Raw genomic sequence first — 24956 nt, 5'->3', positions numbered from 1 at the left:
ACCCTACGCCTCGGCCCCGTGCGCGTCGACCGCGCTGAGAACGCGCTCAGAACGCCCGGGCGTACTGCACGGGCACCGCGGCCTCGTGGCCGAGCGCCCGGGCGGCGTGCAGCGGCCAGTAGGGGTCGCGCAGCAGCGCTCGGGCCAGCAGGACGAGGTCGGCGCGGCCGTTGCGCACCAGCTCGTCGGCCTGCGCGGGATCGATGATGAGCCCCACGGCGCCCGTGGGGATCCCGGTCTCGCGCCGCACCCGCTCGGCGAACGGCACCTGGTAGCCCGGGCCCAGCGGGATGTCGGCCCGCGGCACGTTGCCGCCCGAGCTGCAGTCGATGAGGTCGGCCCCGGCGTCGCGCAGCAGGGGGGCCAGGCGCACGGTGTCGTCGCCGTCCCAGCCACCCGGCGTCCAGTCCGTGGACGAGACGCGGACGGACACCACGACGTCCTCGCCGGCCTCGGCGCGCACGGCGGCCACGACGTCGAGGACGATCCGGGCGCGGCGCTCGTCGTCGCCGCCGTAGGCGTCGCCGCGGTCGTTGCTCAGGGGCGAGAGGAACTCGTGCAGCAGGTAGCCGTGCGCGGCGTGGACCTCGAGCCAGCGCATCCCGGCGTCGACCGAGCGCCGCGCGGCCGCCGCGTAGGCGCCGGGCAGCGCGGCGACCTCGGCGGCCGACAGGGCGCGCGGCACCGGGGAGGCGTCCGAGAACGGCGCGCCCGTGGGGGCCACGGGCTCCCAGCCGCCATCGGCGGGCGCGACGGCACGGCTGCCGGCCCAGGGCGGCGTCGTGCTGGCCTTGCGCCCGGCGTGGGCGAGCTGGATGCCCGGCACGGCGCCCTGCTGCGCGATCCACGCGGCGATGGGCGCCAGCGCCTCGGCGTGCGCGTCGCTCCAGATGCCCAGGTCGGCGGGCGAGATGCGGCCCTCGGGCGCGACCGCCGCGGCCTCGGTGAGCACGAGGCCCGCGCCGCCGATCGCCCGCGCCCCGAGATGGACGAGGTGCCACGGCAGCGCCAGGCCGTCGGGGCCGCAGGAGTACTGGCACATCGGCGAGCACGCGATCCGGTTGGCCAGCGTGACGCCGCGCAGCGTGAGCGGCGAGAAGAGGTGGGGCACCTGCCGCAGCCTAGGAGAGGCCGGGCTCGCGCCCCGCGCCGACCGCGTAGCCGGGCTCGCCCGGCAGCACGACGCGGGCCTGCTCGCCACTGCCGATGACCCGCGGCGTGACGGGCAGCACCTCGAGCCCGCGCGCGTGGTCCAGCAGCGCGTCGGCCGAGTCGAAGCGCGAGATCTGCTCCAGGTGCTTGATCGTCGGGAACACGAGCAGCAGCTCGCCCTCGCGCTGGCGCGACAGGGCGAGCTCGGGCGTCGTCCACACGAAGTCGACGCACTCGCTGCCGTCGACGCGCACATCGGCGTCCTCGGGCGCGGAGACCAGGAAGAAGTGCGTGTCGAAGCGGATCTTGACCTCGGCCGGCGTGATCCACTGCGAGAACTTGACGAGGTCGTCGGCCTGCACGCCGTGGACGTTGGCCTCCTCGGCCAGCTCGCGGACCCCCGCGAGGCGGTGGGCGCGGTCGCCCTCGCCCTCGTGGGCGTCGACCGCGCCGCCGGGGAACACCCAGGCGCCGCCCATGAAGCGCGCCGCCGGCGTGCGCTGGACCAGCAGGACCTCCAGCGCCTGCGCGCCGCCGCGCAGCAGGATGACGGTGGCCGCCTGGCGCGGGACCGTCGGCGGGCCGGCGTTGAGCTCTTCTCCCGGGCCCGGGCGATCGATCGACACGCAGGAGACCTTACCCATGGGCGGCCCGCTACCGTTCGCCCGGTATGAGCGAGAGCGCCACCGTGCAGAAGTGGATCTGCGAGTCCTGCGGGTTCATCTACGACCCGGCCGACGGGGACCCCGACGGCGGCATCCCCCCGGGGACCGCGTTCGCGGACATCCCCGACACCTGGTTCTGTCCCGTGTGCGGTGCGCGCAAGCGGGACTTCGTGGCCTACGAGGACTGAGCCCCGGTTCCGATCCGGTCGCCCGCGGGGGCGGCCGGCACCCCGGTCGCCTCGGCGATCGCCGCGGCGGTGATCGTCACGAGGCGCGTCAGCTCCCGCGGCGACATCGACAGCGGCGGCATGAGCACGACGACGTCGCCCAGCGGCCGCACGATCGCGCCGCGCCGCCGCGCCGCGAGGGTCACGCGGTGGCCCATGCGGTCCTGGAGCGCGAACTCGGTCAGCTCGATGCCGGCCATGAAGCCCAGCCGGCGGATCGCGGCCACCGACGCCAGCGGCGCCACGTGCTCGGCGAGCAGCTCGGCGAGCAGGTCGATCTTCGGGGCCAGCGCCGCCAGCGTGCCCTCGTCCTCGAAGACGTCCAGGGACGCGATCGCCGCCGCACAGGCCAGCGGGTTGCCCGTGTAGGTGTGGCCGTGGAAGAACGTGCGGAACTCGTGGAACTCGCCGAGGAAGCCCTCGTAGACGCGCTCGGTCGCCAGCGTCGCCGCCAGGGGCAGGTAGCCGCCGGTCAGGCCCTTGGCCACGCTCATGAGATCGGGAACGACGCCCTCGTGCTCGCAGGCGAACATCGTCCCGGTGCGCCCGAAGCCCGTCGCGACCTCGTCGACGATCATGAGCACCCCGAAGCGGTCGCACAGCTCGCGCACCGCGCGCAGGTAGCCCTCGGGCTGCAGCAGGATGCCCGCGGCGCCCTGCACGAGCGGCTCGACGATGACGGCCGCGACCTCGTCGCCGTGGGCGCGCAGGATCCGCTCGAGGTCGGCGGCATCGCCCGCGGCGGCGCGCAGGCCGTCGAACAGCAGCGGGCGGAAGAGCGTGTGGAAGAGGTCGATGCCGCCCACCGAGACCGAGCCGACCGTGTCGCCGTGGTAGCTCATGTCGAGGTAGACGAAGCGGGTGCGCGCCTCGTCGCCGCGCAGCTTGTGCCACTGGAACGCCATCTTCAGGGCGATCTCGTTGGCCGTCGACCCGTTGTCGGAGTAGAAGACCCGCGTGAGCTCGCGGTCGCCGCGCGGCGCCACGGCCAGCAGGCGCCGGGCGAGCTCGATCGCCGGCGGGTGCGACAGGCCGAGCATCGTCGTGTGGGCGACGCGGTCCAGCTGCGCGCGCACGGCCGCGTCGATGGCGGGGTGGCGATGGCCGTGCACCGTGCACCACAGCGAGGAGACGCCGTCGAGGTAGGCGTTGCCGTCGGTGTCGTAGAGCGTGCAGCCCTCGCCTCGCTCGATGATCGGCGCGTCCTCGGCCTGCCAGCCCTGCTGCTGGGTGAACGGGTGCCAGAGGACCTCGCGGTCGGCGGCGCGGAGCTCGGCGGTCGTCATGGGCCGAACCGTATGACCCCGCGCGGACGCCACCTCGTACCCTCTAGACGTGGACCACCGTCGTGGAGTGCCGCTCGTGGCGGCCGTCGTGGGGGCCGCATCGCTGGGCGCCGAGATCGCCGCGGCGCGGCTTCTGGCCCCCTGGTTCGGGGCGTCGACGATCGTGTGGGCCAACACGATCGCCACGGTGCTCGTCGCTCTGAGCGCGGGCTACTGGCTCGGGGCCGCCTGGCCGACCGCGATCCGACGTTCGCAGGGCTGTGCCGGCTCGTGCTGGTCGCGGCCGCGCTCATGGCCGCCGTGCCGTTCGTCGCCGGGCCCTTCCTGCGGGTGTCGGTCGACGCGCTGGACAGCGTGGAGGCCGGCGCGTTCGTCGGCTCGCTGCTGGCGGTGCTCGTGCTCATCGCAGCGCCCGTGCTCGTGCTCGGCTGCGTGGCACCCTACGCCGTGCGCCTGAGCGTCGTCGCCGTCGACGAGGCCGGCCGCATCGCCGGGCGGCTGTACGCCATCTCGACGATGGGCTCGCTGGCCGGCGTGTTCCTCAGCGCGCTCGTGCTCATCCCGCTGACCGGGACGCGGCGCACGTTCCTGGCCTTCGCGCTCGCGCTGGCGCTCGTGGCGATGCTGGGCCTGCGCCGCCGCGCCGCCGCGCTGGGCCCGGTGCTCGTCGGGGCGCTCATGGCCCTGCCGGGCGGGACGGTCAAGGAGGCGGGCGCGTCGGCCGTCGTCTGGGAGCGCGAGACCGAGTACCAGTACGCCCGCGTCGTGCAGTTGCCCGGGGGCGAGCGCCGCCTGGAGCTCAACGAGGGCCAGGCCGTGCACTCGATCTACCGGCCGCAGACCTACCTGACCGGCAACTACTGGGACGAGCCGCTCGTCCTGCCCTTCGCCGCGCGGGCCGTCGCGCCGCGCTCGATCGCCGTGCTGGGCAGCGCGGCCGGGACGGTCGCGCGCGCCTACGGGCACTTCCTGCCGTCGACCACGATCGACGCGGTGGAGATCGATCCGCGGCTGACGGAGGTCGGGCGGCGCCTCTTCGACCTGCACGCGCCGCGCCTGCGCACCCACGCGGCCGACGCGCGTCCGTGGCTGCGGGCGACCGACCGCCGCTTCGACGTCATCTACGTCGACGCCTACCGCCAGCCCTACATCCCGTTCTACCTGGCCACGCGCGAGTTCTTCGCGCTGGCCCGCGACCGCCTGAACCCGGGCGGCCAGGTCATCGTCAACGCCGGGCACCCCGAGGGCTCGGCCGACCTCGAGCGCGTCCTGTCGGCGACGATGCGGTCGGTGTTCGGCCACGTCGTGCGTGATCCGGCGCAGGCCGTCAACACGCAGATCGTCGCGGCCGACGTCCCGCTGCGCGCCGCGTCGCTGCGGGCCGCGGCGCCCGGGCTGGCCCCGGCGCTGCGGCCCCTGGCGCGCGCCGCGGCCCGGCGGCTGCAGCCGGCGCTCACCGGCGGCCGGGTCTACACCGACGACGTCGCGCCGGTCGAGTGGCTCATCGACGCCTCGATCGTGCAGGTGGCCGCGGACGGGAGCCGCTGAGCCGGGAGAGCGTGCACCCCGGCCATATGGCTTGACACCGAAAATTTCGTTGGCTAATCTTTAGGCAACGAATGACTTCTCCACCTTCTTCCTCCCTCTCCGTCTCCGAGCCCCGCATCGAACCGCACGTCCGCCGGATCGCGATCGTCGTGATCCTCGGCGCGATCATGTCGGTGCTCGACACCACGATCGTCAACGTCGCGCTCGACGACCTCTCCAAGGACCTGCACAGCTCGCTGGACGACATCCAGTGGGTCGTGACGGGCTACCTGCTCGCGCTCGCCGCCGTCATCCCCGTCACGGGCTGGGCGGCCCGCCGCTTCGGCTCGCGCCGCCTCTACCTCGTCGCCCTCGTCGCCTTCACGATGGGCTCCGCGCTGTGCGGCCTGGCCTGGTCGACGGGCTCGCTCGTCGCGTTCCGCGTCCTGCAGGGCGTCGGCGGCGGCATGCTCGTTCCCATCGGCCAGATGGTCCTCGTCCGGGCCGCCGGCCCCCGCAACCTGCCGCGCGTCATGAGCATGATCGGCGTGCCGATCATCCTGGCGCCCGTCTTCGGCCCGACGCTCGGCGGCCTCCTGCTCGAGCACGCCGGCTGGCAGTGGATCTTCCTCGTCAACGTCCCGATCGGCATCCTCACCGTCGCCGTCGCACTCCGGCTCCTGCCCCGCGACACGCCCGAGGAGGCCGGCCGCCTCGACGTCCTCGGCCTCGCGCTGGTGGCCACCGGTCTCGTCGGCCTGACCTACGGCCTGGCCCAGAGCGGGACCGCGGGGTCGCTGCTGGCCGCCTCGGTCCTCGTCCCCGCCCTGGCCGGTGTCGCGCTCATCGCGGCCTTCGTCTGGCGGGCGCTGCACATCGAGGCGCCGCTGCTCGACGTCCGCCTCTACGCCAACCGCGCGTTCGCCGCCGCGTCGCTGACGACGTTCGCGCTCGGCGCGGCGCTCTTCGGCGCGATGATCCTGATGCCGCTGTACTTCCAGACCGTGCGCGGCGAGGACGCCGTCACGACCGGCCTGCTGCTCATGCCCCAGGGCATCGGCGCGGCGATCGCCATGCGCCTGTCGGCCCGCGCCACGGAGCGCTGGGGCGGCGGCATGACGGCGCTGGGCGGCGGCCTGGTCACCGTCGTGGCGACGGTGCCGTTCGTGCTCATCGGCGCCGGGACGTCCTACTGGCTCATCGGTGCGGCGATGGTCTTCCGCGGCTTCGGCATCGGGATGTCCATGATGCCCTCCATGACCGCGGCCTTCGCCGTCCTGCGCTCCGACCAGGTGACCCACGCCACGCCGCAGCTCACGGTGCTCCAGCGCGTCGGCGGCTCGATGGGCACCGCGATCCTCAGCGTCGTGCTCCAGGGCGGCATCGACGGCGCCGGGGCCCGCCCGACCGCCGCGGCCGTCGCGGGCGCCTTCGGCGACACCTACGTGTGGGTGCTCGGGGTCACCGCGTTCGCGCTGGTGCCGACGCTGCTGCTCACCGTCATCGAGCGCCGGGCGCGGCTGCGTCGCGAGGCCGTCGTCCTGTCGCCCCCGGCACCCGCCGCCGAGGCGGCGCTGGAGGCCGCGGCATGACGACCGCCGACCGCACCACCGGCGCGGCGGCGGGCTCCTCGGAGCCCGTCGCGGTCGACGCGGTCCGCCTCGCGTTCATCGAGCTGATGGGCGCCGAGCGGCGCCTGCGCTCGCGCGACCAGAAGTGCCGCCCGGGCGACCTGACCCAGGGCCAGATCCGCGCGCTGTTCACGATCGACATCGAGGGCGAGGCGACCGCCGGCGACCTGGCCAAGGCCGCCGAGCTCAGCCCGGCCAGCGTGTCGGTCATGCTCGACCACCTCGAGCGCGACGGGATCGTGGAGCGCCGGCGCGCCGAGCACGACCGCCGCGTCGTCGTCGTGACGCTCACGGCCTCGGGCCGCGCGCTGGTCGCCGAGAAGCGCGAGCGCTGGCGCGCCCGCGCCCACGATGCCCTCGCCGGAGTCTCGGACGCCGACCTGCGAGCCGCCGCCGACGTCATGCGCCGCATGGCGGCGATGCTCGACGAGATCTAGGTGTAGTTCCCAGGGGCGCCGGGGGTCGTCCGCCGGCGCCGGGGCTCTGGGTCGCGCTGCGTGTCATATGGACCCTCAACGCGACCCACGGTCGACGCGGGGCGCCGGCCCCTCATGCACGCGCCGCACGCGCGGCGCGGGCCCGAAGCGCGTGTCGGCCTCGCCCACCGCGACGAGGCCCGTCCGCGCGCAGAGGTCTGCGTAGCCCGGCGAGTGCGTCGAGGACCGGAACATGAGCGCCTCGCGCGCCGCGCGCTCGGCGACGGTGCCCTCGCGCAGGACCAGCGGCACGCGCTCAGCCCGGCGGGTGCGCGTAGGAGATGAACTCCAGCAGGGCCCCGTCGGGGTCGCGGAAGTAGACCGACAGGCCGGGCCCGCCGGCGCCGTTGCGGGGCACCGGGCCCTCCTCCACGGCCACGCCGCAGGCCTGCAGGTGCTCCACGGCCTGCTCGGCGGTGCCCGGCCACACGAGGCACAGGTCGGCCATGCCGGGCGCAGCCGGGATGCGCGCCACGGGGCTCGGGTCCATGCCCGGGCCGTGGACGTTGAACAGGATGTCGCCGAACCGGTAGCGCCAGCGGCGCGGCGGCGGCTCGGTGAGCTCGACGACCTCCGCGCCGCAGACGTCGCGGTAGAACGCGTTGGACCGCGCCCAGTCCGACACGGCGATCACGACGTGGTCGAGGGTGATGCCGTCGCCCAGGCTGCCGGGACCGCTCACAGCCAGCGATCGTAGGGCAGGGTCCGGCCCACCCGCGCCAGCTCGGCGACGGTGAAGCCACCGACGTGGGGGAGGACCGCGACCTCGACGTGGCCGAGCTCGCCGATCGTGCGCCGGTTGGACACCTGCATCGCCGACGGCTCGTCGGGCCAGCCCGACAGCACCACCGCACGGACGTCGATGCCCGCCCCGCGGGCGGCCTCCAGGGTCAGCAGCGTGTGGTTGATGGTCCCCAGTCCCGGCCGGGCGACGACGATCGCCGGCAGGCCGAGCGCCACGACGAGGTCGCGCACGAGCCAGCCGCCGGCCGTCAGCGGCACGAGCAGCCCGCCGACGCCCTCGGCCACGAGCGTCCGGCCCTCGCCGTTGCGCCGAGCGGTGTCGACGAGGACCTCGGGCTCGATCGCGACGCCCGCCAGCTCAGCGGCCAGGTGCGGGGACACCGCGGGGCCGAAGCGCAGCGGCGCCACGAGCTCGGGCGCCACCCCGGCGCAGTGGCCGAGCAGGACGTGGTCGGCGGGCTTGTCGGGCTCGGGCTCGTCGAGCCCGGTCACCACCGGCTTGAACGCACCGACCGTGGCGCCGTCGGCCACGAGCGCCGCGGCGATCGCGGCGGCCACGACGCTCTTGCCGACCTCGGTGTCGGTGCCGGTGACGAACAGGCCGCGCCGCGCGACCATCAGGCGGCCGTGGGCGCCGCCTGACCGGGGGCCGATCCCGCGGAGGGCAGTCGCTGCTCGGGATGGCCGGCGGACGCCGCGGCGACGGGCGGCCCCGCGCCGGGCCGGAAGCCCGCCTTGAGCGCGGCGCGGCCCAGCGTGTGGGCGGCGGCGCGCAGCTCGTCGCGCGTGTGGGTGGCCATGAGCGCGAGGCGCAGGCGCGAGGTGCCGGTCGGCACCGTCGGCGGCCGGATGGCCTGGGCGAAGACGCCCTGCTCGATCGCGGTCTCGCAGAGGGCCATGGCCAGCTCGGGGTCGCCGACCACGAGCGGCACGATCTGCGTGGCCGAGCCGGCGACGTCGAAGCCCTCGCGGGCCAGCTCGTCGCGCATGATGCCCGCGTTGGCCTGCAGCCGCGTCGGCAGGTCGGGCTGCTCGCCCAGCACCTCCAGCGCGGCCAGCGCCGCGGCGACCGCGGGCGGCGGCAGGGCCGTGGAGAAGATGAGCGAGCGCGCCGTGTTGGTCAGGTAGTCGCGCATGGACGCCGAGCAGGCGGCGAACGCGCCGTAGGCGCCCAGGGCCTTGCCCAGCGTGCCGACGAGGACGTCGATCTGGCCCTCCAGGCCGGCCTCGGCGACGGCGCCGCGGCCGCCCGGGCCCAGGCAGCCGGTGCCGTGGGCCTCGTCGACGACGGTGCGCAGCCCGTGGCGCCGGGCGAGCTCGACGATGTCGTGCAGCGGCGCGACGTCGCCGTCCATGGAGAACACCGAGTCGGTGACGATGACGCCGCCCGTGGCGCCCGCCGCCCGGCTGCGCCCGATGCCCCAGGCCAGGTGCTCCACGTCGCCGTGGTCGTAGACGAACGTCTCCGCGCGGGCCAGCCGGCAGCCGTCGATGAGCGAGGCGTGGTTGAGCTCGTCGGAGAACACGACGGCCGGGCGGCCGGGGTCCGACTCCAGGCGGGCGAGCGCGCCGATGACGCCCAGGTTGGCCAGGTAGCCCGAGCCGAACAGGACCGCCGCCTCGGTCTGCTTGAAGGCCGCCAGCGCCTCCTCGAGCCGGCGATGCACGGTCATCGTGCCCGAGACCAGGCGCGAGGCGCCGGCGCCGGCGCCCCAGCGCATCGCCGCGTCGGCGGCCGCCTCGCGCACCCGCGGGTGGTCGGCCAGCCCGAGGTAGTTGTTGGAGCACAACAGCAGGACGGGGCGCCCGTCGAGCACCACCCGCGAGCCCTGCGGGCCGCTGACGTGGCGCATGCGCCGGTACAGCCCGCGGTCGCGCAGCTCCTCCAACCGGGCCTCGACGTCGCTCACGGCGCTAGAGCCCGTGCGGCATGCCGGACAGCGGCTCGGCCGTCTCCGGGCGCCCGTCGGGCCAGCGGTTGGGCGCGCCGTCGGGTCGGGGCGGGACCTTGTCCTTCTTGGCGTAGCGCAGCTGGGTGCCGGGGTCCCACAGCGTCACGGTGATCCCGGCGTCGGTGGCCTGCTCCAGCGTGTCGAGGTAGTCCTCGACGAGGTCGGGGGTCTCGCCCTCCAGCCAGCCCGACCGGTTGTCGGGGCGCGGGTTGGCGCCGTTGTCGGCGTGGCGGCCGACGTTGAGGCCCAGGTCGGTGAACATCGCGCGGTCCTCGTCGGGCGTGCTGCCCAGCGTGGTCAGGAAGTTGCCCATCATCACCCCGTTGAGCCCGGCCCGCACCGCCAGGGGCTGCAGCTCGCCGAGGTTCTCCACCCGGCCGCCGCACAGCCGGAACAGGGCCGCGGGCAGGATCAGGCGGAAGATCGCGATCCACTTGACGACCTCCCACGGGTCCATGTAGTCGCGGTCGCCGAACTTGGTGCCCGGACGCGGGTTGAGGAGGTTGATCGGCACCGACGTCGGGTCGATCCTCGCCAGCTCGAAGGCCATCTCCACGCGCTGCTCGCGCGACTCGCCCAGGTTCAGGATCCCGCCCACGCAGGTCTCCAGCCCCGCCTCCTCGACGGCCTGGATCGTGCGCAGCCGGCCCTCGTAGCGCACCGTCGAGGACACCTCGGGGTAGTAGGACTCCGCGGTCTCGACGTTGTGGTGCACGCGCTGGATGCCCGCCTCCTTGAGCGCCTTGGCCCGCGCCACGCTCATGTGGCCCACCGACGCACAGCGCTTGAGGTTGGTCTGCTGGGCCACCAGCCGCGCGCCCTCCAGCACCTTCTCGAAGTCGCGCTTGGACAGCCCCTGGCCCTGGGTGACCATGCAGAACCGGTGCGCGCCCGCGGCCTCGGCCGCCTTGGCGTGCTCGAGGATCTGCTCAGGCTCCATCATCGCGTGCATCGGCGTCTCGGCCTCCGCGAAGCGCGACTGCGCGCAGAACCCGCAGTCCTCCGCACACCCCCGGACTTCGCGTTGACCAACGAGCACAGGTCCGTGCTGTCGCCGAAACGCTCCTGTCGAGCCTCCCAGGCTCGTTCGACCAGGGCCAGGATCGCGTCGTGATCCTCGAGCTCGCCGAGCGCGACGGCCTCGGCGGGGGTGATGAGCGGCGGCATGCCCGGCACAGTAGGCAAGCATCCGGACGCGAGCGCGACGCGGCCGGCAGGCCGCGCATATGATCGCCAGCCGATGGCCCAGCCCACCCCGCACCCGAGCCCGGGACCGACCTCGCCGGCGACGTCGCCGGCTTCGTCGCCCACGCCCGCCCGCTGTTCGACCTCTCCGGCCGAACCGCCATCGTCGTCGGCGGCGCCTCGGGCCTCGGCCTGGCGATCGCCGCCGGCCTGGCCGCCCACGGCGCCGACGTCGCTGTCGCCGACCTCGACGCCGCACGCGCGCAGGAGACCGCCGCCGCGCTGACGGCCTCCACCGGCCGGCGCGCCACGGGCGTCACGGTCGACGTGCGCGACGCCGCCTCCGTCGAGACGGCCGCCGACACCGTCGCCGAGTGGGGCGGGGCCATCGACATCGCCTTCCACCTCGCCGGGATCAACGACCGCCGGCCCGTGCTCGACCTCGAGGTCGAGGCCTTCGAGCGCGTGCTCGACGTCAACCTCGTCGGCCTCTACGCCTGCTGCCGGGCCGTCGGGCGCCACATGGTCGCGCGCGGCAGCGGGCGGATCGTCAACGTCGCCTCGATCTTCGGCCACGTCGCCGCGCGCAACCAGGCCGCCTACGCGGCCAGCAAGGGCGGCGTCGTGCAGCTCACGCGCGTGCTCGCCCACGAGTGGGCGGCCCACGGCGTGCAGGTCAACGCGCTGAGCCCCGCGCACATCCGCACCCCGCTGGCCGCGCCGGTCATCGACGACGACGTCACCGGGCCATGGGTCCGCAGCCGCATCCTGCGCGGAGCGGCGGGTGAGACCTGGGAGGTCATCGGGCCCGCGCTCTTCCTGGCCAGCGACGCCGCGAGCTTCGTGACCGGGTCCTCGCTCATCGTGGACGGCGGTTGGCTCGCCGGCTGAGCGCGCCCCGGCCTCCACCGGATGGCCATCGCATGATCATCAGTTGTGGGGATGGCGAGCGCGTGCCCGCGCGTCGATGATGAGCGCACAGGTGCGATCCGGCGGCCCCATCCGAGTCCTGCTCTGCGACGACGCCGAGGGCTTCCGCGCGCTCATGCGCTCGTCGCTGGCCGACGACCCGTCGATCGAGATCGTCGGCGAGGCCTCCGACGGCGAGGAGGGCGTGCAGGCCACGGCCGACCTGCAGCCCGACGTCGTGCTGCTGGACATGTCGATGCCCCGCCTGAGCGGCCTGCAGGCCATTCCGCGGATGCGCCGCCGCGCGCCGCGGACGTCGATCATCGGCCTGTCGAGCCTCAGCGCCTCCCGCATGCGCGGCCCGTCGCTCGAGATCGGCGCGCACTCCTACCTCGAGAAGGGCACCGAGCTCGAGGAGATCCGCGCGGCGATCCACGAGGCCGCCGACGACCGCGGGTAGGCGGCGCGGGTCCCGGCCGCCCTCAACGGCCGCAGCAGCGCTTGTACTTCGCGCCCGACCCGCACCAGCACGGCTCGTTGCGCCCGGGCGGCCACGCGACGGCGTGCCCGTCCTGCGCGGCCTCGTAGGCCGCGCGCGCCCGCGCCTCGGCCCAGTCGGGGTCGATGCCGTGGCCCTCGGCGCTGGCGGTCACCGCCGCGACCGTCAGGGGGACGACGACGGGGTGGCGCGGCGCGTTGGGCGCCACCGCGCGCATGCGCAGGTCGAGCTCGTGGGCGTAGGCGGCGTGGCCGTCGTCGCGCCAGTCGGCGGCGAACGCGGGCCAGGCCTCCAGCGCGAGGGCGAACTCGGCCGCCGGGAAGAACGGCGTCGCCACGGGCGTGTCGGCGCCCTGCGCGGCGGCCCGGGCCAGCGCCCGGCGCGCGAGGTCGTCGATCTCCTGGGCGGGCAGGCCGGCGTCGGCGAGCGCCTCCGTGCGGGCCCCGACGATCTGGCGCAGCGTCTCGCCGTCGGCCCCGCCGCCGAGGGCGAGCTCCAGCGCCCGGGCGAACCAGGGCGCGGCGTCGGCGGGCCGCCCGGCCTCGGCCTCGGCGCTGCCGGCCAGGAAGGGGACCGTCGGGTCGGCGGGGTGCTCGCCCGCCAGCGCGTCCCAGAGCGCGCGGGCCTCGGCGCGCCGCCCGGCCTGGACGTGCATCCACGCGACGTGCCAGCGCTGGTCCTCGCCGGTGAGCTCGGCCAGCTCGCCCAGCACGGCGATGGCCCCGTCGTAGTCGGCGGCCTCCTCGAGCGCGTCGATGCGCGCCTCGAGCGCCCGCACGCGGCCCTCGTGGGCCGGGCCGCGGCCGGCCGACGTCATCGGCCCTGCCAGCGCGCCGGGCGCTTCTCCGCGAAGGCCCGCACGCCCTCGCGCAGGTCGGCCGAGGCGAAGCAGTCGCGGCGCAGCGCGACGAGCGCGGCCTCGGCCTCGGGATCCAGCGCCCCCTCCGCGGCGAGCAGCGCGCGGAGCACCTGCTTGTTGCCCGCGATGGACAGCGGGGCGTTGGCGGCCAGCTCGGCCGCCCAGTCCAGCGCCTCGGCCTCGAGGTCCTCGGCGCCGGCGACGGCGTGCAGCAGCCCCCATTCACGCGCGGTCCGCGCGCCGATCGTGCGGCCGAGCAGGAACAGCTCGCGCGTGCGCGGCTCTCCGATGGCGTCCAGGAACCGGCGCAGCCCCGTGTGGGAGTAGACGAGGCCGAGCTTGGCCGGCGGCATCCCGAGGGTGATGCCGTCGCGGCCCAGCCGCAGGTCGCAGGCCAGCGCGAGCTCCAGGCCGCCGCCGATCGTGTGCCCGGGCAGCGCCGCCACCGTGGGCAGGTCGGTGGCGGCCAGCGCGTCGATCGCCTCCGTGTAGGGGTGGGCGACGAGGCGCTCGGCCTCGACGGCGAACACGTCGTCGGGGATGTCGCCGATGTCGTATCCGGAGGAGAACATGCCGTCGGCGCCCGTCAGCAGCAGGGCCCGGACGCACGGGTCGGCCTCGGCCGCCGGGACCGCCGTCGCGATCGCGTCGAGGATCCCGTGGTCCAGCGCGTTGCGCTTGGCCGGGTTGGAGATCGTGAGCCGACGGACCCCGTCGAGGGGCTCGTCGATGAGCAGTTCGCCCGCCACGCGGCGGGAGGCTAGTCGCTACTCCAGGACGACGAGGCTGTCGCCCTCGTTGACCGCTTGGCCCTCCTCGCAGAGGATCTCCTTGACCACGCCCTCGTCCTCGGCCTCGACGGGCATCTCCATCTTCATCGACTCGAGGATCACGACGGTGTCGCCCTCGGCGACGCGGTCGCCGATCTGGCATTCGATCTTCCACACGGTGCCCGTGATGTGGGCCTGGATGTCCGGCACGGCGTCCTCCTGATGGCTGCGGGCTCGCGCGGACCATAGGCGTGTCACCGGACGGTCACGCCCGCTCGACCGTCGGGCGAATCGGCCCGCGCGATGTTCCGACCGCCGGGCCGTGCCGGATGCGCCCCCGTCCCGGCACGATGCTGTCCAAGTGATCGGCCGGGGGACATCGAAGCGGCGCTCTCCGTCTCCTCCTGCGACGACTCGCCGCGACGCCGGCCGATCACCGCTCCCGGGTCCGGCCTGACCCACCGTCCGGGAGCCATCCTGGGGAGCCGGCGCCGTGCCGCGGAGGGACAGCCGCGGCGCGGCGCCCCCCGGCATCGCCCCCGGCGGCCGGACCCCGCGGTCCGAAGTCCACGGCCTCCGGGTACGATGCCCGGCAGAAGACGGCACGGGCGGAGGGCATGAGCGAGCAGGAGCAGCTGGCGTCGATGAAGGCGCAGGTCTACCGGGACCCTCGGCCGAAGGAGTTCTTCGACCGGTTCCACGAGCGTGCGCGCACGAAGCCTCCCAACTGGGCCTACGAGGCGGTGCGGATCTGCACGGCCCTGTACAGCCTCGTCTTCTTCCGCGCGCGCGCCATCTCCGCCGAGAAGGTCCCGCCGAGCGGTCCGGTCATCCTCGCGCCGAACCACTTCTCGTTCATGGACCACTTCTTCGTCGCCGCGTTCATCCGGCGCAAGGTGCGGTTCATGGCCAAGTCGCAGCTCTTCAGCATCCCGATGCAGTGGGTCTACTCGCCCGGCGGCGTGTTCCCCGTCCGGCGCGGCGCGCGCGACGAGGAGGCGTTCATCACCGCGAACACGATCCTGGGCCACGGCGGCTGCGTGGCGATGTACTGCGAGGGCGGCCGCTCGCGCACCGGCGCGCTGGCCGCCGAGGCCAAGCCCGGCATCGGCCGGCTGGCGCTGCAGTCGGGTGCGACGATCGTCCCCGTCGCCATCCACGGCTCGTCGCGCGTGCGCAACTGGAAGAAGCTCCAGTTCCCCAAGGTGACGATCCAGTTCGGCGAGCCGTTCCGCTTCGAGCAGGTCGCCGAGCCCACGCGCGAGCAGTCCTCCGCCACCGCCAACGCGATCTTCGACGAGATCAAGGTGCTCTACGCGGGCCTGGAGGCCCACGGCCGCAGCGGGATCGTGGCGCGGGTGCGCGCGGAGCGCCGCGCCGCCCGCCGCGCGGCCAAGGCCAAGCGCGCCGCGCCGGCGTGAGACCGCGCTCGCCGCGGCCCTCGCGCTGCTGCTGCCGGCCGGCTCGCGCTTCGGCCCCGACGGGATGCTGGGATCGGCACGGGCACGGGGGCGGCGAGTTCGACGCCCATCACAACGCCCAGCGGCTGGACCCGGCGACCGACGACCCCGCCGCGGGCGCCGACGCGCTGCCGGGCAAGCTGCTGCGGATCGACCCGGCCCCCGGCGACGGCTGCGGCGGGGCGTGCACGATCCCGGCGGGCAACGCGGGCTTCGCGCAGCGCGAGGTGTGGGCCCATGGCCTGCGCAACCCGTGGCGGTCCGGCTTCGACGACGCGACGGGCGACCTGCTGCTCGCCCGCGCGCCGGTCTCGGCGCGCCTCGCCGACGGCACCGTCCGCCGCGAGGACGCCGTCGTCGTCGTGCGCTGAGCGCGCTGCGGTCCCGGCGCGGCGGCCGGGGTAGGGTCCGCCCGTGCCCGACGTCCTGCGGCCCGGGGTCCTCGACGGCCTGACCATCGCGATCGCCGGCGCCGGCGGGGGGCCGGGCGACGTCGGGCGGCGTGCGGCCGAGCTCGGCGCGCGGGTCGTCGCCCTGGCCGCCGACGCCGCCGACGAGGAGGCCGTCGCGGCCGAGGTCGCCGCCGTGGGCCCGTTCGACGTCCTCGTGGTCGACGCGACGGCGCCGTTCGCGACCGCCGGCGGCGGGCTGGCGGGCCTGCGCGCCGCCGTCGACGGCGGCTGGAACGTCGTCCGCGCCGCGGTCGCGGGCGGGTGGGCCGACGAGGCCCGCGCGGGCGGCAAGATCGTGCTGCTGGCGCCGGGGGCGGCCGACGGCGAGCACGCCGCCGCGGTCGGGGCGGCGCTGGAGAACGAGGCGCGCACCCTCTCGGTCGAGTGGGCGCGCTTCGGCGTGCGCGTCACCGCGGTCCTCGGCGGCGACGCCGGCCTGCGCGCCGAGACCACGGCGTTCCTGGCCTCCGCCGCCGGCGACTACTACTCCGGCTGCGCGTTCCGGCCGGCCGACCGCCGGGTGATATAGTTGTGAGTGCAACTACTTCTTCCGACGAGGCGACCATGCAGCTGCACGGCATCCACCACATCTCGGCCATCACCGGCGACGCCCGGCGCAACCTCGACTTCTACACGCGGGTCCTCGGCCTGCGGCTGGTGGCCAAGAGCGTCAACCAGGACGACCCGACCGTCTACCACCTGTTCTACGCCGACGAAGAGGGCCGCCCCGGGTCGGAGATGACGTTCTTCGAGTACCCCCACGCGATCCCGGGCCGCCCGGGCGCGGGCATGGTCCATCGCATCGTGTGGCGCGTCGGCTCGCCGGCGGCCCTGGACTTCTGGGCGCAGCGGCTCGAGGCCCTCGAGACCCCGGTCACCCGCACCCCGGGGGCCGTGCGCTTCAGCGACCCGGAGGGCCTGGACCACGAACTGGTCGTGCCCGCCTCCGGCGACGCCCCACTGGCCGCCGAGCACCCCGACATCCCCGCCCGGCACGCGCTGCAGGGCTTCGAGGGCGTGCGCGCCTACGCCCACGACCCGCAGGCCTCCGGCGCGCTCCTGGAGCGGGTGCTCGGCGCCACGCCGGCCGGCGACGCGACCTGGGAGCTGCGCGGTGCCGACCGCGGCGGCTGGATCGCCTACGACCCGGCCCCCGCCGAGCGCGGGCGCCAGAGCGGCGGCAGCGTGCACCACGTGGCGTGGGGCACGACGGCGGCCGAGCACCTGCGGTGGCAGGAGCGGTTCGAGGACGCGGGCCTGCGCACGAGCGGCATCATCGACCGCACGTACTTCAAGTCGATCTACTTCCGCGAGCCCAGCGGCGTGCTGTTCGAGATCGCCGACGACGCGCCCGGCTTCACGATCGACGACCCGCTGCCCGAGCTCGGCCGCCGGATCATCCTGCCGCCGCAGCTCGAGCCGCGCCGCGCCGAGATCGAGGCGCGCCTGACGCCGCTGCCCGACCCGCGGGCGGAGCGCGCCGCCGCGGCGTCCTAGCCCTCGGCGCCGTCCACCTCGTGCCCGGCGGCCCGCAGCGCGCCGACGGCCGCCGCCAGGCGCTCGCCGGGGACGAGGATCCAGTCCGTGTCGTGCGTCGCGATGGGGAAGACGGGCACCGCGGCGTGTGCCAGCGGTGCGGCGACCGCCGCCAGGACGCCGACGAGGCCGAGGTCGAGCGGGCCCGCGAGCTCCAGGATCCGCCAGCCGCCGACCACCACGCCGTCGGTGGGCGCCAGCGCCTCGGCGCACACGAGCGACCGCTCGGCTCCGGCGAGCGTCAGCGACCAGAAGCCGCCGGCGGTCGCCGGCGGGTCCGGGGTCCGGGCGCCCTCGGCCAGGCGGCAGACGGCGTGCTCGCCCGGCAGGACCCGGAGCCTCACTGCGGGGCCCAGGGCACCTCGACGGCGTCCTCGGTGGGGGAGTCGCGCGCGACGACGTACTCGGCGTCCTCGTCGGGCGAGGGGTTCTCCAGCACGTGGGTCTCGCGCGGCGGCACCCACAGCATGTCGCCCTGCTCGAGCTCGACGACGTGCTCCAGGCGCTCGCCCCAGCGGATGCGCATCGTGCCGCGCAGCATGTAGCACGCGCTCTCGCAGCCGGCGTGGAAGTGCGGGCGCGACCGTGCCCCGGCCGGCAGCCGGAAGATCCCCATGAAGATGTTGGAGTCGGTGCCGGTCGTGGCCCGCGACACCTCGTGGCCGCCGACCACGCCGCGCGGCTCCTCGTGGACGGCGCCCGGCCTGATGACCTTCACGCGGCCGAGCCTACCCGCGCGGCGCGCCGCCCAGCGCCAGCTCGTAGTCCAGCCAGCGCGAGCGCTGCGCCCCGACGCGGTCGTAGAGCGCCTGCGCCCGGGCGTTGTCCAGCGCGGTCTGCCACGTCAGGTGCGTGGCGCCGTGGTCGCGCGCGCGGTCCGCGCACTCCGCGATGAGCGCCTCGGCGGCGCCCGACCCCCGCGCGGCGGGCGCGACGAAGAGATCGTTCATCACCCCGACCCGGGAGGCGGTCAGCGTCTGCCAGGTCCAGTACACGGTGGCGAAGCCGACGGCGCGGCCGCCGTCGTCGCGCGCGAGCAGCTGCACGCCGTCGGCCCCGTCGAGCAGTGCCTCCGAGAGCGCGCGCAGCGCCGCGTCGGGCGGGGCGACGTCGTAGAAGTCGCAGTAGGCCCGCAGGAGCGGGAGGAGGTCGTCGAGGTCCTCCTCCCGTGTCGCGGCGATCACCACTAGGACATCATGCCGCTGAGCTGGCCGCCGGTGATGTTCAGCGTCTGGCCGTGCACGTAGTTGCTCCACGGCGAGCACAGGAAGAACACGCCGCCGGCGGCCTCCTGCGGCGTGCCGGGCCGGCCCATCGGGATGAACATGTTGGCCATGCCCATGATCTGCTCGGGGATGCCGAGCTGGACCTTCTCGCCGTCGATCTCCATCGTGTTGGTGTCGACCTTGGGCGCCGTCAGCCGCGTCTCGATCCACCCGAAGGCCACCGCGTTGACGTTGATCTTGAACTGGCCCCACTCCTTGGCCAGCGTCTTGGTCAGACCCACCACGGCGTTCTTGCCCGCCGAGTAGTTCGACTGCCCTGCGTTGCCCATCGTCCCCGACGTCGACGAGACGTTCACGATCTTGCGAAAGACCTCGACCCCCTGCTCACGCTCCTGCTTGGCGGGCTCGCGCAGGTGCGGCGCGGCGGCCCGGATGACCTTGAAGGGCACGGTCACGTGGATGTCGAGCATCCGCTCCCACCAGTCGTCGCTGATCTTGTGCAGCGGCGCGTCGAGCGTGTAGCCCGCGTTGTTGACGATGATGTCGATCTTGCCCCAGGCGTCGATCGCGGCCTGGACGAGCCGGTCCGGAGCGTCGCCCTTGGTCAGGTCGCCCGCGAACACCGTCGTCTCGCCCTGGATCTCGGAGGCCGTCTGGGCGGCCAGGTCGGCGTCGAGGTCGTTGATGAGCACCTTGGCGCCGTGCTCGGACAGCAGCTCCGCCGTCGCGCGGCCGATGCCGCGGGCCGATCCGGTGACGATGGCCACCTTGTCGTCGAGGACTCCCATGCGCGTCTCCTTCTCCAGGTTCGGTCGTTGCGGGGGCGGATCCTAGTCACGCGCCTCGGGCCCCGGCCCTACGCGTCGCGCAGGCGCCGCAGGACCGGCACACCGGCCAGGATCGCCGCCGCGCAGACCAGCCACATGGCCCCGCCAGCAGTGGGCTCACGGCGGCCGGCGAGGCCACGGCGATGGACACCGCCGTGCCGGCGACGGCCAGGCCGGCGGTCGAGGTCGTCAGGCCCAGGCCGCGGGTCAGGTACAGGATGATGAACGTCTTCCGCAGGCCGCACACCGCCACACCGGGTGCGCCGGCGCTCATCGCGGCGCCGTGCAGCCTCCTCCCGGCAGCGGTGTCGTGCCCGTGGGGCAGAAGCCGACGGTGCCGCGGCCCGCGAGCAGCCCGCTCGAGCGCACCTGGGCCGTGAAGAACGGCAGCGCGGCGTAGGGCACCTGCACGCCGTAGGCGCCGTCGGCTCCGGTCGTCGCCGACGCGCCGGTGGCCGTGAACGTCTCGGGGCTGCCCTCGCTGCGGGCCAGGACGTCGACGACCTCGCCCGGCAGCGGCGTGCTGCCGACCGTCGCGCCGTCGCGCACGGTGCGGCGCGTGAGCGCGCCGGCGACCGTCAGCGGCGTGCCCGCCGCAGGCTGCACCGCGGGCGTGTAGGCGACGCTGAGCTCCGGCGGCAACGTGCGGCTCGCGCCGGGCGCCAGCGCGGCGGTGGCGGCCGAGACGAGCTCGCACGGGACCGGCGCGAGCTGGTCGCCGGCGTCGCAGCTCTCCTCGCCGCGGCCGGGGATGACGTACCAGGCCCGCGCGCCGTCGACGGCCATCGGGCCCTCGAGCGCCACGCCCGCGGCGGCGCGCACGGGCGTCCCGCGGCCGTCGAGCCGGGCGCGGGCGAAGCTCTTGCGCGGGTGCACGCCGCTCTGGGTGTAGACGACGTCGCGCCCGTCGATCGACGGCGAGCGCAGCAGGTTGGACTCCTCGCCGAAGCTCGTCCGGTCCAGGGTGCGCACCGCGCCGCCGAAGCGGAAGGCCCAGATCGTGGAGGACTTGCCGCCGGCGCCGTGGCTGTCGGTGCCGCGGTAGTCGATCGCCGACCACACGACGTCCTTGCCGCGGACCTGCACGCCGGCCAGCTTGCGGCAGGCGCCGCTGATCACGCGCGCTCGCCCGCCGCCCGTCCGGACCTCGAGGCGGTCGCAGCCCTTCAACGAGGACGCGCCGGGCACGACCCACGCGAGGCGGTCGCCGTCGACGGCGGGGTGCGTCGCGGGTCCGGGGATGGCGCGGATGCGCCGCTCGGCGCCGCCCGCGACGGGGACGACGTAGGCCCTGCGGCCGCGCGAGTAGGTCGCCACGAGCCGGCCGCCCGAGTGCCCGAGAGCGACGTCGAACGGGGTCGCGGCGGGCGCGACCCCGGGGGCGGCGGCGGCCGGGGCGCCGCCGGTGGCCAGCACGAGCCGGTAGCGGCCGTCGCCGCCGCGGGCCGACCAGGCGACCGTGCCGCCGGCCGCGGCCACCGGGCCGCCGCCGTCGAGGAACGCGACGTGCTCGTCGGCCTGCGCGGCCGTCGCGCCCGTGGCCAGCGCGAGCGCCGCCAGCAGGCCGGCGCGGAGGAGGGGGCGGGGGAGCGGCATGCCCTCACAACGCACCCGCGGCGCCGGCGTTACGGCGCACCGGCCCTGTGGGCCGTCGCTCGTCCTACAGGCCGAGGACCTTGCCGAGGATCTCGCGCATGATCTCGTCGGTCCCGCCGCCGATCGGCCCGAGCCGGGCGTCGCGGGCCATGCGCTCGATCTCGTACTCCTCCATGTAGCCGGCGCCGCCGTGCAGCTGGAGGCAGGTGTCGGTCACGTCGAAGGCGGCGCGCTGGGTGGCCAGCTTGGCGATCGTGACCTCCTTGACCGCGTCCTCGCCGGCGGCGAAGCGCCGCAGCGCGTCGTAGGTCACCGCCCGCGCGGTGTGCAGTGTCGCCGCGACGTCGGCGAGCTTGTGGCGCAGGACCTGGTGGCCGGTGAGCGGGCGCCCGAACGCCCGGCGCTCCTGCGCGAAGGCCACCGTCCTGTCGTAGGCGACCTGCATGGCCCCGACGGCGCCCAGGGCCATCGCCAGGCGCTCCCACTGGAAGTTGGCCATGATGAGCCCGAAGCCCTCGTTCTCGCCGCCGAGCAGGTTCTCCTCGGGCACGAAGACGTCCTCGAAGGCCATGAGCGCCGTGTCGGAGGCGTGCCAGCCGAGCTTCTCGATCTTCGACGCCGTGATGCCGTCCTGGCGCTCGACGATCAGGAAGCTCAGCCCGTGGTGGCCGCCCTGCTCGCCCGTGCGCACCGCGGTCACCCAGAAGTGCGCGCGCACGCCGTTGGTGATGAACATCTTGGAGCCGTTGACCAGCCACCCGCCCTCGACGCGGCGGGCGTGGGTCCGGACCGCCGCGACGTCGGAGCCGGCGTCGGGCTCGGTGATGGCCAGCGCGCCGATCCGCTCGCCGGCGATGGCCGGCACGAGGAAGCGCTGCTTCTGGTCCTCGGTGCCGAAGCGGTGGATCGGCGGCGTGGCGATGTTGGCGTGGGCCCCGATCCCGGCGGCCACGCCGCCCGAGCCGCAGGCGGCGAGCTCCTCGCACAGGACCGCCTCGTGGAGATGGTCGCCGCCCCGGCCGCCGTAGGCCTCCGGGTACTTCAGGCCGAGCAGCCCCTGGCGCGCGCAGGTCGCGAAGACCTCGTCCGGGAAGCCGCGGTCGCGCTCCCACGCCGCCGCGTGCGGGCGCAGCTCGGAGCGCACGAACCCCCGGATGGACGCGCGCAGCTGCTCGTGCTCGTCGGTGAACGGGGGCCACGCCGTCATCTACAGCTTCTTGCGCAGGAGCCCGAACACCCCGCGCACGACCTGCCGCTGCAGGGCCTTGCCCTGCCGCGAGTTCAGGAAGTCGCCGATCGCCTCGGTCGGCGACTCGTGCCTGGGCGCCGGGGGGGCCTTGGGGGCCTTCGGCGCCCTGGGCGCGGGCGCGGCCGGCGCAGGCCCGGCGGTCTTGGCCTCGGCGGCCGCGTCGGCGTTGGCCTGCATGCGCGCGGCGAGGATCTCGCGCGCGGACTGGCTGTCGACGCGGGTGCCGTACTTCGCGAACAGCGGGGAGGCCTTCGCGGTGGCGTCGACGTCGTCGGCAGGGCCCATGCGCGACTGCGGGGCCGGCAGCTTGGCGTGCACGACGGGCGTCGGCACGCCGTTGTCGTCGAGGATCGTCACGACGGCCTCGCCGATGCCCAGCGTCGGCAGCAGCTCCTCCAGGTCGTACAGGTCGCTCTTGGGGAACGTCGAGACGGTGGCCTTCAGCGCCTTGGCGTCCTCGGGCGTGAACGCGCGCAGCGCGTGCTGCACGCGGTTGCCGAGCTGGGCGAGCACCGACGACGGCAGGTCCTTCGGCGTCTGGGTGATGAAGAACACGCCGACGCCCTTGGAGCGGATGAGGCGCACGGTCTGCTCGATGGAGGAGACGAACGCGTCGCTGGCGTCGTGGAACAGCAGGTGGGCCTCATCGAGGAAGACGACGAGCTTGGGCTTGGGCAGGTCGCCGGCCTCGGGCAGGGTCTCGAAGAGCTCGGCGACGAGCCACATGAGCGCCGTCGACCAGAGCGCCGGGCGCTCCTGGACGGCCGGCAGCTCGACGACCGAGATGACGCCGCGGCCGTCGGGCGCGGTGCGCAGCAGGTCGGTGACGTCGAGCTGGGGCTCGCCGAAGAACTCGGTGCCGCCGCCGTCCTCCAGGCCGATGAGCGCGCGCAGCAGCACCCCGACGGTGGCGGTGCTCAGGCCCCCGATGCCCTCGAGCTCGGGCTTGCCCTCGTCGGAGCTCAGGTAGGTGAGCATGGCGCGCAGGTCCGAGAGGTCCAGCAGCGGCAGGCCCTTGCCGTCGGCGTAGTGGAAGACGAGCTGCAGGCTCTGCTCCTGCGTCTCGTTGGCCCCGAGCACCTTGGCCAGCAGCTGGGGCCCGAAATCCGAGATCGTCGCGCGGATGGGCACGCCTGGCCCGATCCCGCCGACCGACAGGTACTCCACCGGAAAGGCCGTCGGCGCGAAGGGCATCCCCAGCTCGGCGGCGCGCTTGGAGGCGCCGCCCGCGGGGTCGCCCGCGGCCGCGAGGCCGCTGACGTCGCCCTTGACGTCGGCGATGACGACCGGCACGCCGGCGGCCGAGAGCTGCTCGGCCAGGCCCTGGGCGGTCTTCGTCTTGCCCGTGCCCGTGGCCCCCGCGATGAGGCCGTGGCGGTTGATCATCGACAGGGGCGCCTGCACGATCGCGCCCTGGTCGACGGCGCCGTCGTGCACCCCGCAGCCGAGCGCGACGGCCGGCCCGTCCACGGCGTAGGCCTTGGCGATCGTCTCGGTGAACTCGCTCACGCGCGCATCATGCCCTAGAGGCCATACGAGCGTCCGATGACGTCCAGCATGATCTCGTCGGTGCCGGCGCCGATGCGGTTGAGCCGCATGTCGCGCCACACGCGCTCGACGCCGTACTCCTTCATGTAGCCGGCGCCGCCATGGATCTGGATGCACTCGTCGGCGACCTCGACCGCGACGCGGGCGGCGTGCAGCTTGGCCATGGAGATCTCGCGCACGGGGTAGTCGCCGTTGTGGTGGCGCCACGCCGTGGTGTACACGAGCTGGCGGGCCGTCTCGATCTTGGTGGCCATCTCGGCGAACTTGTGGCGCATGACCTGGAACTTGCCGATCTGGCGGCCGAACGCCGTGCGCTCCTTGGCGTACTGCAGCGTCTGGTCGAAGCAGTGCTGGGCGCCGGCCACGCAGCCCGCGGCGCCGATGAGGCGCTCACCCTGGAGCTCCCACATGATGTGGTAGAAGCCCTTGCCGACCTGGCCGAGGACCGCGGTGGCCGGGACGCGCACGTCCTGGAAGGCCAGCAGCGCGGTGTCCGACGCGTGCATGCCGAGCTTCTCCAGGCGCTTCTCGCGGATGACGCCGGGCGCGTCCATCGGCACGAGGAACAGCGTGAAGCCGTCGTAGCCGGCGTCGGGGTCGGTCTTGGTGACCAGGACGATCACGTCGGCGCGGTGGCCGTTGGTGATGTAGGTCTTGGAGCCGTTGATGACGTAGTCGTCGCCGTCGCGGGCCGCTCGGGTCTTGATGCCGGCCACGTCGGAGCCCGCGTCGGGCTCGGTGATGCCCAGGCACAGGATCTTCTCGCCCCTGATGGCGGGCACGACCCACTCCTGCTTCTGCTCCTCGGTGCCGAAGGCCAGGATGGGCGGCATCGCCATGTCGGTGTGGACGGCCAGGCCCATGGCCAGGCCGCCGGAGCGGGCGTGCACGATCTCCTCGGCCAGCACGAGGGCCGTGAAGTAGTCGCCGCCCTGGCCGCCGTAGGCCTCGGGCTTGTCGAGGCCGAGGAAGCCCAGGCCGCCCATCCGCGGGAAGACCGAGTCGGGGAACGTCGTCTCCTCCCATTCGTCGGCGTGGGGGGCGAGCTCCTTGATCGCGAAGCTGCGGATGGACTCGCGCAGCTGCTCGTGCTCGTCGGTGAAGATGAAGTGCTTGCGGGATGCGCCGAAGTCGGGCTTGAGCACCTGGTCTGCGGTGGAGGCCATGGGCGGGACGGTAA

Annotated in this window: 31 protein-coding genes; 10 read left to right on the top strand and 21 right to left on the bottom strand. The window is 74.7% G+C overall.

Going from position 1 to position 24956, the window contains the following annotated elements; translation table 11 throughout:
* Positions 1-46 precede the first annotated feature (46 nt).
* Entirely contained in the window at positions 47-1111 is a 1065-nt protein-coding gene (locus tag FSW04_RS23455; protein WP_146922683.1) for an NADH:flavin oxidoreductase/NADH oxidase, read from the bottom strand.
* Between the two features lie 10 nt (positions 1112-1121).
* On the bottom strand, positions 1122-1778 hold the full coding sequence (locus tag FSW04_RS23450; RefSeq protein ID WP_187369051.1) for an NUDIX hydrolase: 657 nt from the start codon (positions 1776-1778) through the stop codon (positions 1122-1124).
* Positions 1779-1822: 44 nt separating this feature from the next.
* Between FSW04_RS23450 and FSW04_RS23445 the strand changes: the two genes are divergently transcribed.
* Complete coding sequence (locus FSW04_RS23445; RefSeq protein ID WP_187369050.1) at positions 1823-2005, top strand: rubredoxin; 183 nt, start codon at positions 1823-1825, stop codon at positions 2003-2005.
* Here the strand turns inward: FSW04_RS23445 and bioA are convergent.
* On the bottom strand, positions 1993-3330 hold the full coding sequence (gene bioA, locus FSW04_RS23440) for an adenosylmethionine--8-amino-7-oxononanoate transaminase (RefSeq protein WP_146922679.1): 1338 nt from the start codon (positions 3328-3330) through the stop codon (positions 1993-1995). The genes FSW04_RS23445 and bioA overlap by 13 nt on opposite strands.
* Positions 3331-3600: 270 nt before the next feature.
* Here bioA and FSW04_RS23435 point away from each other — a divergent pair, with 270 nt between their 5' ends.
* The 3 genes from FSW04_RS23435 to FSW04_RS23425 all read left to right on the top strand — a co-directional run bounded on the left by FSW04_RS23435 (position 3601) and on the right by FSW04_RS23425 (position 6925).
* The gene (locus tag FSW04_RS23435) at positions 3601-4878 is read left to right on the top strand and encodes a fused MFS/spermidine synthase (RefSeq protein ID WP_321167672.1); all 1278 of its coding nucleotides are present in this window, start codon (positions 3601-3603) and stop codon (positions 4876-4878) included.
* A 149-nt stretch (positions 4879-5027) separates the two neighbouring features.
* Positions 5028-6449: a DHA2 family efflux MFS transporter permease subunit gene (locus tag FSW04_RS23430; protein WP_267128266.1), complete on the top strand. Its 1422-nt coding sequence runs from the start codon at positions 5028-5030 to the stop codon at positions 6447-6449.
* The gene (locus tag FSW04_RS23425) at positions 6446-6925 is read left to right on the top strand and encodes a MarR family winged helix-turn-helix transcriptional regulator (RefSeq protein ID WP_146922675.1); all 480 of its coding nucleotides are present in this window, start codon (positions 6446-6448) and stop codon (positions 6923-6925) included. Before FSW04_RS23430 ends, FSW04_RS23425 begins: the two co-directional genes overlap by 4 nt.
* 75 nt (positions 6926-7000) lie before the next feature.
* On the opposite strand, the gene FSW04_RS23420 is transcribed toward FSW04_RS23425, so the two are convergent.
* From FSW04_RS23420 to FSW04_RS27565, 6 genes are all read right to left on the bottom strand, one after another.
* The gene (locus tag FSW04_RS23420; protein WP_146922673.1) at positions 7001-7216 is read right to left on the bottom strand and encodes a hypothetical protein; all 216 of its coding nucleotides are present in this window, start codon (positions 7214-7216) and stop codon (positions 7001-7003) included.
* A gap of 4 nt (positions 7217-7220) precedes the next feature.
* Positions 7221-7646 (bottom strand): VOC family protein, encoded by a 426-nt coding sequence (locus FSW04_RS23415; RefSeq protein WP_228430687.1) that lies wholly within the window; start codon positions 7644-7646, stop codon positions 7221-7223.
* The gene (bioD, locus tag FSW04_RS23410; protein WP_146922659.1) at positions 7643-8326 is read right to left on the bottom strand and encodes a dethiobiotin synthase; all 684 of its coding nucleotides are present in this window, start codon (positions 8324-8326) and stop codon (positions 7643-7645) included. The genes FSW04_RS23415 and bioD overlap by 4 nt, the downstream gene beginning before the upstream one ends.
* Positions 8326-9561 carry an 8-amino-7-oxononanoate synthase gene (gene bioF / locus FSW04_RS23405; protein WP_187369498.1) on the bottom strand — a complete coding sequence of 412 codons (1236 nt, stop codon included), beginning with the start codon at positions 9559-9561 and terminating at the stop codon, positions 8326-8328. The genes bioD and bioF overlap by 1 nt, the downstream gene beginning before the upstream one ends.
* 61 nt (positions 9562-9622) lie before the next feature.
* Positions 9623-10699: a biotin synthase BioB gene (gene bioB, locus FSW04_RS23400; RefSeq protein WP_228430685.1), complete on the bottom strand. Its 1077-nt coding sequence runs from the start codon at positions 10697-10699 to the stop codon at positions 9623-9625.
* Complete coding sequence (locus FSW04_RS27565) at positions 10600-11067, bottom strand: hypothetical protein (protein ID WP_228431395.1); 468 nt, start codon at positions 11065-11067, stop codon at positions 10600-10602. The genes bioB and FSW04_RS27565 overlap by 100 nt, the downstream gene beginning before the upstream one ends.
* Here FSW04_RS27565 and FSW04_RS23395 point away from each other — a divergent pair.
* Positions 10981-11736 carry an SDR family NAD(P)-dependent oxidoreductase gene (locus tag FSW04_RS23395; RefSeq protein WP_146922655.1) on the top strand — a complete coding sequence of 252 codons (756 nt, stop codon included), beginning with the start codon at positions 10981-10983 and terminating at the stop codon, positions 11734-11736. The genes FSW04_RS27565 and FSW04_RS23395 overlap by 87 nt on opposite strands.
* 91 nt (positions 11737-11827) lie before the next feature.
* Complete coding sequence (locus tag FSW04_RS23390) at positions 11828-12214, top strand: response regulator (RefSeq protein ID WP_187369049.1); 387 nt, start codon at positions 11828-11830, stop codon at positions 12212-12214.
* A 22-nt stretch (positions 12215-12236) separates the two neighbouring features.
* Here the strand turns inward: FSW04_RS23390 and FSW04_RS23385 are convergent, their stop codons facing one another.
* From FSW04_RS23385 to FSW04_RS23375, 3 genes are read right to left on the bottom strand one after another with little or no spacing between them, the layout of a single operon-like run.
* Positions 12237-13070 (bottom strand): SEC-C metal-binding domain-containing protein, encoded by an 834-nt coding sequence (locus FSW04_RS23385; protein WP_146922651.1) that lies wholly within the window; start codon positions 13068-13070, stop codon positions 12237-12239.
* Complete coding sequence (locus FSW04_RS23380; protein WP_146922649.1) at positions 13067-13861, bottom strand: enoyl-CoA hydratase/isomerase family protein; 795 nt, start codon at positions 13859-13861, stop codon at positions 13067-13069. Before FSW04_RS23380 ends, FSW04_RS23385 begins: the two co-directional genes overlap by 4 nt.
* Positions 13862-13879: 18 nt before the next feature.
* Complete coding sequence (locus FSW04_RS23375; protein WP_146922647.1) at positions 13880-14092, bottom strand: biotin/lipoyl-binding carrier protein; 213 nt, start codon at positions 14090-14092, stop codon at positions 13880-13882.
* A gap of 407 nt (positions 14093-14499) precedes the next feature.
* Here FSW04_RS23375 and FSW04_RS23370 point away from each other — a divergent pair, with 407 nt between their 5' ends.
* Genes FSW04_RS23370 through FSW04_RS23355 form a run of 4 tightly spaced genes read left to right on the top strand, consistent with a single transcriptional unit; the run spans position 14500 to position 17291 of the window.
* On the top strand, positions 14500-15303 hold the full coding sequence (locus FSW04_RS23370; protein WP_146922644.1) for a lysophospholipid acyltransferase family protein: 804 nt from the start codon (positions 14500-14502) through the stop codon (positions 15301-15303).
* Positions 15300-15713: a PQQ-dependent sugar dehydrogenase gene (locus FSW04_RS23365; RefSeq protein WP_146922642.1), complete on the top strand. Its 414-nt coding sequence runs from the start codon at positions 15300-15302 to the stop codon at positions 15711-15713. The genes FSW04_RS23370 and FSW04_RS23365 overlap by 4 nt, the downstream gene beginning before the upstream one ends.
* 43 nt (positions 15714-15756) lie before the next feature.
* A complete protein-coding gene (locus tag FSW04_RS23360) occupies positions 15757-16323 on the top strand; it encodes a Rossmann-fold NAD(P)-binding domain-containing protein (protein ID WP_146922640.1) in 567 nt (188 codons plus the stop codon).
* 35 nt (positions 16324-16358) lie between these two features.
* Positions 16359-17291, top strand: coding sequence for a VOC family protein (locus FSW04_RS23355; RefSeq protein WP_146922638.1), 933 nt, complete (start codon positions 16359-16361; stop codon positions 17289-17291).
* On the opposite strand, the gene FSW04_RS23350 is transcribed toward FSW04_RS23355, so the two are convergent.
* From FSW04_RS23350 to FSW04_RS23310, 9 genes are all read right to left on the bottom strand, one after another.
* Entirely contained in the window at positions 17288-17674 is a 387-nt protein-coding gene (locus FSW04_RS23350; RefSeq protein WP_187369048.1) for an ACT domain-containing protein, read from the bottom strand. The two genes, FSW04_RS23355 and FSW04_RS23350, sit on opposite strands and share 4 nt — an antisense overlap.
* Entirely contained in the window at positions 17671-18048 is a 378-nt protein-coding gene (locus FSW04_RS23345; protein WP_146922634.1) for a cupin domain-containing protein, read from the bottom strand. The genes FSW04_RS23350 and FSW04_RS23345 overlap by 4 nt, the downstream gene beginning before the upstream one ends.
* Before the next feature lie 10 nt (positions 18049-18058).
* A complete protein-coding gene (locus tag FSW04_RS23340) occupies positions 18059-18514 on the bottom strand; it encodes a GNAT family N-acetyltransferase (protein WP_228430683.1) in 456 nt (151 codons plus the stop codon).
* A gap of 2 nt (positions 18515-18516) precedes the next feature.
* Positions 18517-19344, bottom strand: coding sequence for an SDR family NAD(P)-dependent oxidoreductase (locus tag FSW04_RS23335; protein WP_146922630.1), 828 nt, complete (start codon positions 19342-19344; stop codon positions 18517-18519).
* A gap of 46 nt (positions 19345-19390) precedes the next feature.
* Entirely contained in the window at positions 19391-19657 is a 267-nt protein-coding gene (locus tag FSW04_RS23330) for a hypothetical protein (protein WP_146922628.1), read from the bottom strand.
* Positions 19654-20979 carry a TolB-like translocation protein gene (locus FSW04_RS23325; RefSeq protein WP_146922626.1) on the bottom strand — a complete coding sequence of 442 codons (1326 nt, stop codon included), beginning with the start codon at positions 20977-20979 and terminating at the stop codon, positions 19654-19656. The genes FSW04_RS23330 and FSW04_RS23325 overlap by 4 nt, the downstream gene beginning before the upstream one ends.
* Positions 20980-21043: 64 nt before the next feature.
* Complete coding sequence (locus FSW04_RS23320; protein WP_146922624.1) at positions 21044-22186, bottom strand: acyl-CoA dehydrogenase family protein; 1143 nt, start codon at positions 22184-22186, stop codon at positions 21044-21046.
* Positions 22187-23737, bottom strand: a complete 1551-nt coding sequence (locus FSW04_RS23315; protein ID WP_146922622.1) for a helicase HerA-like domain-containing protein — start codon at positions 23735-23737, stop codon at positions 22187-22189.
* Between the two features lie 14 nt (positions 23738-23751).
* Positions 23752-24942: an acyl-CoA dehydrogenase family protein gene (locus FSW04_RS23310; protein ID WP_146922620.1), complete on the bottom strand. Its 1191-nt coding sequence runs from the start codon at positions 24940-24942 to the stop codon at positions 23752-23754.
* Between the last annotated feature and the right edge of the window lie 14 nt (positions 24943-24956).

The organism is Baekduia soli, from assembly GCF_007970665.1.
Lineage (GTDB): Bacteria > Actinomycetota > Thermoleophilia > Solirubrobacterales > Solirubrobacteraceae > Baekduia > Baekduia soli.
This window is presented reverse-complemented; position numbering and strand designations above follow the sequence as displayed.